Source organism: Rhodopseudomonas sp. B29, from assembly GCF_000333455.1.
Lineage (GTDB): Bacteria > Pseudomonadota > Alphaproteobacteria > Rhizobiales > Xanthobacteraceae > Rhodopseudomonas.
The window spans coordinates 1-10,129 of record NZ_BADD01000768.1 but is presented as its reverse complement, the minus strand read 5'-3'; the positions used below and the strand labels follow the sequence as shown (position 1 = coordinate 10,129).

Annotated in this window: 9 protein-coding genes and 2 pseudogenes; 7 read left to right on the top strand and 4 right to left on the bottom strand. The window is 65.8% G+C overall.

Translation table 11 applies throughout. From position 1 onward, the window contains the following. Together I5M_RS27675 and aat are read left to right on the top strand one after the other, a co-directional pair. Positions 1-214 (top strand): annotated as a pseudogene (locus tag I5M_RS27675) (citrate transporter); the annotation flags it as partial. 60 nt (positions 215-274) lie between these two features. Beyond that, positions 275-946 carry a leucyl/phenylalanyl-tRNA--protein transferase gene (gene aat / locus I5M_RS27670; RefSeq protein WP_022724369.1) on the top strand — a complete coding sequence of 224 codons (672 nt, stop codon included), beginning with the start codon at positions 275-277 and terminating at the stop codon, positions 944-946. A 6-nt stretch (positions 947-952) separates the two neighbouring features. On the opposite strand, the gene I5M_RS27665 is transcribed toward aat, so the two are convergent. After that, positions 953-1,897 carry a DUF2155 domain-containing protein gene (locus tag I5M_RS27665; RefSeq protein ID WP_022724368.1) on the bottom strand — a complete coding sequence of 315 codons (945 nt, stop codon included), beginning with the start codon at positions 1,895-1,897 and terminating at the stop codon, positions 953-955. A 203-nt stretch (positions 1,898-2,100) separates the two neighbouring features. Here I5M_RS27665 and I5M_RS27660 point away from each other — a divergent pair, with 203 nt between their 5' ends. Together I5M_RS27660 and I5M_RS27655 are read left to right on the top strand one after the other, a co-directional pair. Further along, positions 2,101-3,423: a hypothetical protein gene (locus I5M_RS27660; RefSeq protein ID WP_031337820.1), complete on the top strand. Its 1,323-nt coding sequence runs from the start codon at positions 2,101-2,103 to the stop codon at positions 3,421-3,423. Between the two features lie 71 nt (positions 3,424-3,494). Then, positions 3,495-4,025: a cytochrome b gene (locus I5M_RS27655; protein ID WP_022724366.1), complete on the top strand. Its 531-nt coding sequence runs from the start codon at positions 3,495-3,497 to the stop codon at positions 4,023-4,025. Between the two features lie 3 nt (positions 4,026-4,028). On the opposite strand, the gene I5M_RS27650 is transcribed toward I5M_RS27655, so the two are convergent. Then, positions 4,029-4,967, bottom strand: a complete 939-nt coding sequence (locus I5M_RS27650; protein ID WP_022724365.1) for a GlxA family transcriptional regulator — start codon at positions 4,965-4,967, stop codon at positions 4,029-4,031. 109 nt (positions 4,968-5,076) lie between these two features. Between I5M_RS27650 and I5M_RS27645 the strand changes: the two genes are divergently transcribed. Continuing rightward, the gene (locus tag I5M_RS27645; RefSeq protein ID WP_022724364.1) at positions 5,077-5,787 is read left to right on the top strand and encodes a DJ-1/PfpI family protein; all 711 of its coding nucleotides are present in this window, start codon (positions 5,077-5,079) and stop codon (positions 5,785-5,787) included. A gap of 55 nt (positions 5,788-5,842) precedes the next feature. Here I5M_RS27645 and I5M_RS27640 read toward each other — a convergent pair whose 3' ends face one another. Continuing rightward, the gene (locus tag I5M_RS27640) at positions 5,843-7,549 is read right to left on the bottom strand and encodes an outer membrane beta-barrel protein (protein WP_022724363.1); all 1,707 of its coding nucleotides are present in this window, start codon (positions 7,547-7,549) and stop codon (positions 5,843-5,845) included. A gap of 319 nt (positions 7,550-7,868) precedes the next feature. Then, a complete protein-coding gene (locus I5M_RS27635; protein ID WP_031337818.1) occupies positions 7,869-8,279 on the bottom strand; it encodes an NADH:ubiquinone oxidoreductase subunit NDUFA12 in 411 nt (136 codons plus the stop codon). 234 nt (positions 8,280-8,513) lie between these two features. On the opposite strand from I5M_RS27635, the gene I5M_RS27630 reads away from it, so the two are divergent. Further along, a complete protein-coding gene (locus tag I5M_RS27630; RefSeq protein WP_022724361.1) occupies positions 8,514-9,092 on the top strand; it encodes a BA14K family protein in 579 nt (192 codons plus the stop codon). A gap of 269 nt (positions 9,093-9,361) precedes the next feature. Further along, positions 9,362-10,129, top strand: a pseudogene (locus I5M_RS27625) (lytic transglycosylase domain-containing protein); the annotation flags it as partial.

Here is a 10,129-nt window from a genome sequence, read left to right as displayed (position 1 = left end):
CTACGACTGGGGCTTCGTCGCCTATGCGGTCGGCTTCGGCGGCTCGATGATGTGGTTCGGCTCCTCGGCCGGCGTGGCGCTGACCAACATGTTTCCCGAGGGCAAGTCGGTGTATCTGTGGCTGCGCTTCGGCTGGCATGTCGGCGTCGCCTATTTCGTCGCCTTCTTCGCGATGCTGGCGCTGACCGGCTGGCACCCCGACGTGATGCCGTAGCCCCCGCTTTCCGCCGATCACCGCGGTCGCGCGAGGCGCGCCGACTCGCTATAGTGGCGCATGGCTCGCGGCTCCGCTTCGTCCGAGATCACGCCCGAGGTGCTGCTGCGCGCCTATGCGTGCGGCATCTTCCCGATGGCGGAGAGTGTCGACGATCCGACCCTGTTCTGGGTCGAGCCGGAGCTGCGCGGCATCATTCCGCTCGACGGCTTCCGCGTCGCTTCGCGGCTTGCGCGCACGGTGCGTTCCGACGCCTTCACAGTCACCGTCGACCGCGACTTCTCCGCCGTGATCGACGGCTGCGCGGCGCCGCAGGAAGGTCGCGAGGACACCTGGATCAACCGCCGGATCCGCGATCTCTACACCAGCCTCTACACGATGGGGCATTGCCACAGCGTCGAGGTCTGGCAGGACGACGACTTGGTCGGCGGTCTCTACGGCGTCAGCCTCGGCCGGGCGTTTTTCGGCGAGAGCATGTTCCACCGCGCCCGCGACGCCTCCAAGGTGGCGCTGGTACACCTCGTCGCGCGGCTGATCGCCGGCGGCTACACGCTGCTCGACACGCAGTACGTCACCGATCATCTGCGCAGCTTCGGCGCCGTCGAAGTGCCGCGCATGCGCTATCGCGCGCTGCTGGATCAGGCCCTCACCGACGTGGCTGATTTCGCCGTGCTACCGGTCGACCGGCCGGTGCGGGGCGCCGAGGCGCTGGCCGTATTCGCCTCGGAGTGATCGCGCTTACTGCTGGAACGACGGCAGCGGCGCCGGCGGGGGCCGCACCGGACGCGGTGCCGGCGGCTGTTGTTGCGCCTGTCCCTGCGGCGGCTGGCGGCGACGCTGCTGCGGCGGCGGAGCGGGCTTCGGTGCATCCGGCTGCACGCTGGCGACCGGAGTTTCCGGCGACTTACAGTCTGTCAGCCAGACGTCGTAAATCGGATGCTCGACGGCGTGCAGGCCGGGGCTTGCAGCGAACATCCAGCCTGAGAAGATTCGCTTCACCTCGCCTTGCAGCGTGATTTCGTCGACCTCGACGAAGGCATCGGTGTTGGTGGCTTCGGTCGACGGCCGCGTATAGCAGGCGTCCGTCTTCAACCGTAGAGCACCGAACTGTACCGTTTCACCGATATTGGCGTCGAAACTGATGGTGCGGCCGGTGATCTTGTCGAGCCCGGTGAAGCTGGCCTTCTTGTTGATGATCTTCTGCGCCGGCGGCTCGGTGACGATCTCGTCGCCCGGCTGCAGCGTTGCCGGAGCCGGCGGCGGCGTGCCTGGCGTGCCGCGCGGCTGGCGTTGACCCGGCGGCAGGCCGGGCAGCGGATTGACGGCGGCAACGCCGCTGTCGGCCGGCGCACTGCCCGGCGCATTGGCGACCGGCGGCGCGTTTTGCGGGATCACCGAGCTGCCCGGTGGCGGCGGCAACGGCTGGGATTGCACCGGCCCCGGCATCGCCGAGCCCTGCATGGCCCGGTTGGGCGCCGGCAGCACCCGCCCCTGCGGCGGCAGGTCCGGCACATCCTCGTCGTCGTCGCTCATCGGCGGCGGCGCACCCCGTGGCACAGCGGCCGGCGGCCGCGGCGGCGGATCGGAGAAGATATTGCCGATCTGCGCCCGCGCCGGCGCGGCCGCGATCAGAGGAACGGCGATCAGCGCCGCAAGGCCGGCAATGCTCAGGCGTCGGGACATTCGGTGCGGCTCAAATGGGTGCGGCTCAATTTATCGAATCAGCTTGGGCGACATTCTACAGCCCCGGCCGCTCGCATCGGCCGTCCGGTTAACACGTCGAATACGGCGCGGAAAGGGCGGTTGGCAGGCCGCCATTCCAGCCGCTGCCGGCATGCTTGATGCGGGTCAACGCTGGCCCGCGTTACCGCGGCGACAAAACATCCATGAGCGACATTCTACGGACCCGGTGGGGCGGATTGGTGACCGCTGGGGCGGCGGCGACCGGCTTCTTTCGGGTCGAACAGATCGACGGCGTGTGGTGGTTCATCGACCCGGACGGCGGCCTTTTCCTGTCCAAGGGCGTCGTCTCGGTGCAATTCGATCACGACAACATCCAGGGCACCGATCGCCGCCCCTATCGCGAAGCCTGCCTGCGCAAATACGGCAGCCGCGAGCGCTGGCGGGCCGTCGCGGCCAGCCGCCTCGCCTCGTGGGGATTCAACTCGCTCGGCGCATGGTCCGAACCCGAACTCGTCCGCGCAGGATCGACGCCGCTCGCCTCGGCCGCCGGCGTCGTCTATGTCGCGACCGCCTATGCCGAGGACCGCGGCTGGCCGCGCTGCGACGTGTTCGATCCGGCCTTCGAGCGTTTCGCGTACCAACGCGCCAATGAAGTCTGCGCGCCGCAGCGCGACGATCCCAGCGTGCTCGGCTGGTTCATCGACAACGAACTGCAGTGGGGACCGGACTGGCGCGGCGACGAAGAGCTGCTTGCGGGCGTTCTACGCGACGCCGCGGCCCCGTTTTCACGCGCCGTCGCCGCCGGACTGCTACGCGACCGCTACAACGACCTGGCCGGGTTCAACTCCGTTTGGCGGACTTCACTGACGTCATGGGATGAGCTCGGCAATGCGTCGATCGCTCCCCCGCCCTTCCGGCGTCCTTCACTCGCCTCGCTTCCCGCCGACCACGACAGCGCCTGCTACTTCGCCGATTGCGATGCTTTCGCCGGTCTGCTCGCCGAGCGCTATCTGGCGGTGAGCGCGGCCGCAATCCGGGCTGCCGCGCCGCATCATCTCGTGCTCGGCTGCCGCTTCGCCTACGTGCCCCAGCCACAGGTGATCGCAGTCGCGGGGCGTTTTTGCGATGTCATCAGCCTGAATTGTTACGATCCGCTGCCCGATATTGCGCTCACGGCCTATGCGGCGACAGGGAGGCCGTGCCTGATCGGCGAATTCTCGTTCCGCGGCGATGATGCCGGCCTGGCGAACAGTCACGGCGCCGGGCCGCGCGTGCCGACTCAGCGGGACCGCGCCGACGGCTTCGTGCGCTACACCGAAGCCGCTTTGCGGCATCCCAATCTGATCGGAACGCACTGGTTCGTGCACGCCGACCAGCCTGCCGAAGGCCGCTGGGACGGAGAGGATTCCAATTACGGCGTCGTTACCATTGCGGACGAGGTCTATCCAGAATTGACGAAAGCGATGACTTCGCTAAATGCCCGGGCCGAGCACATTCACCGCGCCAAATCACCTCCGACCGTCTAGTTTGGCGAACATGCCAAGGGCCGAAACCAATTTTCGGCCGGCGCATTGATGCGGCTGAATTCGGAAGAACCATGATCGCGCGCAGTTTGAGCTATGGCCGGGTCGCCAAGATCTTTCATTGGACCATCGTCGTCCTGCTGGCGCTTCAGTATCTGATCGGCTGGTTCATGCCGGACATCCACCGCGGCATGCAGCCCGGGCTGCCGATGATACTCCACGTCTCGTTCGGCCTGACGATCCTGGTACTGATCGTGCTGCGCTTCGCCTGGCGCCTCACCCATCCGGTGGCGCCGGAGAGTTCACTGTCGGGCTTTCAACGCTTCAGTGCCGAAGGCGTGCATTGGCTGCTGTATCTGCTGGTGTTGACCACGACGCTGAGCGGCTGGGCCTTCGTATCGTTCCGCGGCTGGACGATGACTTACTTCGGCATGCTGCCGTTCCCGATGCTGAGCTCGGCTAATCCCGCGGCCAATCGCATGATCGACGGCTGGCACCAGTTCTCCGAATGGGCGCTGCTGATCGTCATCGGCCTGCATGTCGGCGCCGTACTGCTGCATGTGTTCGTCTATCGCGACGGCGTCATGCAGAGGATGTTGCGCTGACGCTTACACTGCGCGCGCGACCCGGCGCAGCGCCTGCGGCGGCTGACCGAAGGTGCGGATGAACGCGCGGCGCATGCGTTCGGGATCGCCGAAGCCGGTGGCTCGCGCGACGCCCTCGATCGGTTCGGCCGACGCCTGAATCCGTCCTCTCGCGACTTCGATGCGCAGGCGTTCGACTGCCTTGGCCGGCGTCGTGCCGGTTTCGGCGATGAAAGCACGGGTGAAATGCCGCGAACTCATCCCCGCCTGCTCGGCCAGTTGCTCGACCGTGAGAGGCAGATCGAGGTGCTGACGAACCCATTCGAGCAACGCAGCGAAGCGGCCGCTCGGCTCCTGCAGTTCGAGCAAGGATGAGAACTGCGATTGTCCGCCCGAGCGCCGCTGTGCCAGCACCAGCTGCCGCGCGGTGTCGCGCGCGATCGCGTCGGAGTAATCGTCGGCGATGATCGCCAGCGCCAGATCGATGCCGGCACTGATCCCGGCCGACGTCCACACCTCGCCGTCGCGCACGAAAATGCGCTCGGGCTCGAGCCGCACCTGCGGAAAGCGGCGCCGGAAATCGCGGGTGCGGCCCCAATGCGTCGTCGCGCGGCGCCCGTCGAGCAGACCGGCCTCGGCCAGCACATAGGCACCCGAACAAACGCTGGCGACGCGACAGCCGCGGGCGGCGGCAGCACGAACGAATTCGCGCGTCTTGCTGCAGCTTGCGGCGCCGCCGACGCCTTCGCCGCCCGAAATGATCAGGGTGCGCATCGACCGGTCGTGGCGCAGGCTGCGCGCCAGCATCTCCACCCCCGACGAGCTTCGCACCGCACCGGCTTCAGCCGCCATGATCCGGATCGACGCGCGATCACGGGCGTAGCGGCCCGCGATTTCAAACGCCGCGATTGGCCCCGCGACATCGAGCAATTGGAAGTCCGGATAGATCAGCACGCCAATCATGTTCAAGCTCTCGATCCAACGTCTCGAAAGGAGGGAAAAATGCCATTTCGGCCATAACCCGATCATGCCAGCATCTCGGCGTCAAGGACCACCGCGGAGCGATAAAGCAATGAGCACTCTTCACATCGGACTGATGCTGTTCCCCAAGCTGACCCAGCTTGATCTCACCGGCCCTCTGCAGGTGTTTTCGCGCGTCCCAGGCGCCACCGTGCACCTCTTCGCCAAGACGATGGCCCCGGTGCCGAGCGACACCGCGCTGACGCTGCCGCCCACCATAGACTTCACGAACTGCCCGCAGCTCGACGTTCTCTGCGTCCCCGGCGGCGCCGGTACGGACGATCTGATCGAGGATGAGGAGAGTCTGGCTTTCCTGCAGTCGCAGGCGGAGCGCGCGCGGTTTGTTACTTCCGTCTGCACCGGCTCGCTCGTGCTCGGCGCAGCGGGACTGCTCCGCGGCTACCGCGCAACAACGCATTGGACCGCGGTCGATGATCTGGCGAAATTCGGAGCCGCGCCGGAACGGGCGCGTGTCTGCATCGACCGCAATCGGATCACAGGCGGCGGCGTCACCGCCGGCATCGATTTCGCGCTGACGCTGGCCTCGCTGCTGACCGATCGCGCGACGGCGGAGGCCATTCAGCTGATGCTCGAATACAATCCGGCCCCGCCGTTCAACGCCGGCTCACCCGACACGGCGCCCGAGCAGGTCGTGGCTCAGCTCAAGCAACGCCTCGCCGGCGCCCGGCAACGCCGCGTCGAGGCCATCGACCGCGCTGCCGCGCGGCTGAGCGAAAAGACTGATGAGAGAGTGATGACGTGACGCGAGCCCGGGGCCTCGGACTCATCGTCCGAGGCCCCGTCGGCCTCTATTTGCATCAGTACTTGGCAGCAATCGCCGCCGGTGGATTGAACACGTAGGACGCCTGCAAGAACATGCCGTAGCGGTCGGTTCGCATCGGCAGCGGCTGGCACGGGCACGGTGCCCCGCCGAAGTTCACGTAGGCGTCTTCTGTCGCCCACATCGCCCAATAGCGACCACCCGCACCGACGTTGAAATTGGGCGTGATGGCGTAGGACAGGATCGCCTCGAGCTGAACGCCCTGCCCCCTGCCGGTCGCGGGCAGCGGCAGGCTCCGCAGCACGTGATAGTCGAAGCCTTTGACGCTCACATAAGGCAGATAGGCGGCATCGCCGTTGAGCTTGAAGCCGTACCCCAGCATGAATTCAGTGGATGCACCGACACGAAGCGACTGCCATTTGTCGTTTTCGGTGATCACCAGAACCGAGGTCGGAACGGTAGGTACGCATCCGGCAGACGGACTGCCGATCTGGAGGCAACCAGAGGCGGATTTGTTTTCGCCATAGTAGTTGTAGCCGACAAAGCCGCCGACCTTGTAGCCCGGGCCCCGCAGCACATTGTAGCCGACGTCGAGGGTGCCATAGACAATATCACCCTTCGCCGACGACAGCGTGTTCGAATACGGCACAGTCCCGCCACCGATCAGCCAGTCCTCATCGGTCAAGTCGCCGCCATTGGTGAGGCTGCCGCCGCCGACGAAGCCCTTGACGAAGATGTCGACCGGCGTGTCGACGCGGCCGAAGAACTCGCCGGAGTTAGCCTTCGAGTTATACGTCAGCCGCGAGTTCAGGATGTTTTGCTGACTCTGATTGAACGTCCCGCCCAGATCTTTCTGAAAGCGGCCGGAGCTGTACCAATAGCGCCCGCCCGCTTCGACCTGCCACCCCGCGGCCCAAGCCGGCACCGCGGCTTTGGCCACGATCGGCGGCGCACCGTTCCAGTGCGCAGCGGCGTCTCCGTCGATCCGATAGTTGAGGCCAAGCTTGAAGAGGTGGATGTTCTGGCTGACCTGCGTGGTCGTTGCCGGCGTCGCCAGATAGAGCGGGAGTGGCGGCAGCGGCTGCCTGAAGCTGGAGGGCACATCGATGGTGCTCTTGCCGAAGTCGGCGTAGTCGTATTCGAGCTTGACCGACCAGGCCGGCGCGATGGCGTGCTCCACCCCGGCGCCCACGGTCCATCCCGCCCGCGTTTCGTTCAACGAACTGACGAAGGGCGTACCGAGCGGATTGATGGTGATGTCCTTCCGATCGCTCAGGAAGGCAGCGCCTCCCTTGGCGTAGACGAGGCTGTGCCCGCCGCTGCCGAACGCAACACCGACTCGTCCTGTCAGGCTCCCGGTGAAGTCCTGACGGACACGGCAATTAGCCGAGAGGAAGAAGCCGGAGTAAGCCAAGCAGGTCTGCGTCCAGTTGGAATCGACGACGCTGGCGTCGGCTTCGATGCCGAGCACGATGTTCGATCCCGGCAGCTGCCAATTGTAGCCGGCCTGAAGACCGCCGAGCGCCTTGGGCGTACGCACCGCGTCGCCGTAAATCGACGGGCCGAAGGGATCTGCAAATCGCGTGGTGCCCGCACCACCTCCGACGTGGGCGCCGACATAGAAGCCGGTCCAGCTCCACGGCACCGGTGGCGGGGGAACGGCCTTGACCGGCAAATCAGCGGCGCGCGCAGCGCCGGCGGCGACAACGAGGCAACTCAGCGAGCAAAAAAGCGCGCGTCTCATCCGACTAATCCAATTTTGGTTGTCTTTGAATATTTCTCCCCTATTACGGGCAACGAACTCTCTGGATGCTGCTCAAAATCAAACAGCGGCAAGGGATCTCTCGAGCTGTTGCGCAGCGACAACAGATTGGAAGTATTGGAGTAATTTTTGGAGCGGACGACACGGATCGCAGCGCAGAGCGATACCGCTCAGGCTCCCAAACCCGGCTTGGTAATGAGCTTGGTTGCTTGAAAATGGACGAATGCATGCCGAAACGCGGCTGATGATTCGACATCAGCACGCCTGGAAGAACAGCTTTGCGACCCTGATCAGGGAAAGTTCAGGAGCCCGGCGTCCAGGGCTGGTAATCGCCCGTCGCCTTAGGCCGGCGGCCGGCGGCCAGCGTCGAACCCAGCGGGCGATAGGCGCGCGGCGTGCCGGTCAGATTCTCCTGATGCGGCTTCATCCACTCGCGCGGCGTATAGCTCTGCTCGGTCGGCGGAACGTCGACAACGTGATGCAGCCAGCCGTGCCAAGCCGGGGGAACGCGCGACGGCTCGGCATAGCCGTTGTACAGCACCCAGCGCCGCTCGAAGCCGAGCGACGGATCGATCTTGCCGCCTTTAGTGCGGAAATAGCGATTGCCCTGCTCGTCGCTGCCGACGAGTTCGCCGAACCGCCAGGTCCAGAGTTGCGTGCCGAAGGTGTAACCGGACCACCACGTAAAAATCCGCAGCAAAAACAGTTTCATCGGGCGCATCCCTGGCGGCGAACTGGAAGCTCCTGATGCCACCGGCTGGCCCGCTTGTCCAGCGGCCTGCGAACGCTTGCGATCTGCGCGGATCAGGTTCCCTGAAATCGCCGCAGTTCGTTCAGCGCCCTGACAGCTGCGCCGGCGCAACATCCAGCGTCGGGCAGGAACGACCCGAGCTCGAATGGGTTGAAAAGATACCGATTTCAGAACATTCCGGATGGAGTCCACCAGATGTTGAACTTTAAGACTTTGACGATGGTCGCCGCGGTGGCGATCGCGCTGCCTTTGGCGACGGCCGCGCCCAGCCTGGCGGCTGGCAGCATGGGCGGCGGTGGCGGAGGTGCGGCCGCCGGTGGTGGTGGCGGCGGAGGCGGCATGGGCGGTGGCGGCACGATGGGCGGCGGTAGCATGGGCGGCGGCGGATTTGCCGGCGGCGGTCCTAAGGGCGGCGGCGCCATGGTCGGAGGTGGCGGAGGCGGCCACTTCGCCGGCCCCGGTCGTATGGGCGGCGGACACTTCGCCGGTGGCGGTGGATGGCAAGGTGGTCGCGGATTCGGCGGCGGCTGGCACGGTGGTCATCGCCGCGGCTGGGGCGGCGGTTACTACGGCGGAGGATACTGGCCTGGAGCGTATGCCGGGTATTACGGCTATCCGTACGACTATGGCTATTACGACGAGCCTGATGTGACGATCGTGCAAGGCGGCTCGGACGGCGATTCCGACGCCTATTGCGCCCAGCGTTTCAAGTCGTATGACCCGGCCTCCGGCACGTATTTGGGATATGACGGCAAGCGCCATCCCTGCCCTTAAGCTACTCGAGCAAGCATCTACTGATTCGAGCGGCGCCCTCCGGGGCGCCGTTTGCGTATGTGCGCCAACGGACTCACGCAGCGGTGATCACTTGGCCGTGCTTTGCCGCTGTCGTCGTCTGCAAGCAAACAGCCCTTCGCCGAACCGCGACCTCTGCACGCTTCACATCGGCGAGCGGGACTGACAAACTTGAGCGAATCGCCTGAGCACGCCCGGGACTATCGCGATTGCATTCAAATCGACCACCAGCTCATTGCCAACGATCGAGGTTGGTCCTCACCGCGTCGGTCGCGGCGCTGGCGGTCGGGCTCGGTTGGTACGGCCTCGCCTCGTCGGCTTTCGCCGCTTCCCACCACGTCCCGTTGCCGAAGGCGCGACCGATTGCGCGCGGCGCGGCACCAAGTCATAAGCCGACTTCCCAGGAAGCGTCCAAGGAGCCGTCGAAAGCCACGACTGCTCCGCACACCGCCGTCGTCGCAACGCCCGCCCCTCCTGCTCTGTCGCGCGCGGCTCGCGAAACGCCGCGCGCGCGCTCGGCGATGGCAGCGACGGCGAGCACCTCGCGCGCAGATGCCGAGGCGCTGGAGAACGTCATCGAACTCGTGCGCAAAAGCCGGCAGACGGAAGCCTCTGCCGTGGCCGAGGGAATTTCCGATCCGGTGGCGCGTAAGCTGTCCGAGTGGGTGATCCTGCGAAGTGGCGACAATGGCGCGAGCGTCGAACGCTATCGCGCGTTCTTGCGGGCCAATCCAAGCTGGCCGTCGCAGACCTTCTTCCGCCGCCGTGCCGAAGCGGCGTTGTGGGACGACAAGCGCGACGACGCCACCGTGCTGGCCTGGTTCGAAAACGAAACGCCGCTCAGCGCCAAGGGCAAGCTGGCGCTGGCGAAAGCCGAACTGTCGCGCGGCAACCGCCGGGCCGCCGAACAGCTCGTTCGCGATGCCTGGCGCAACGACACCATGTCCAGCGCGACCGAGGACATGGCGCTCGAGATGTTCGGCTCGCTGCTGACGCCGAGCGGCCAGAAGGCGCGAATG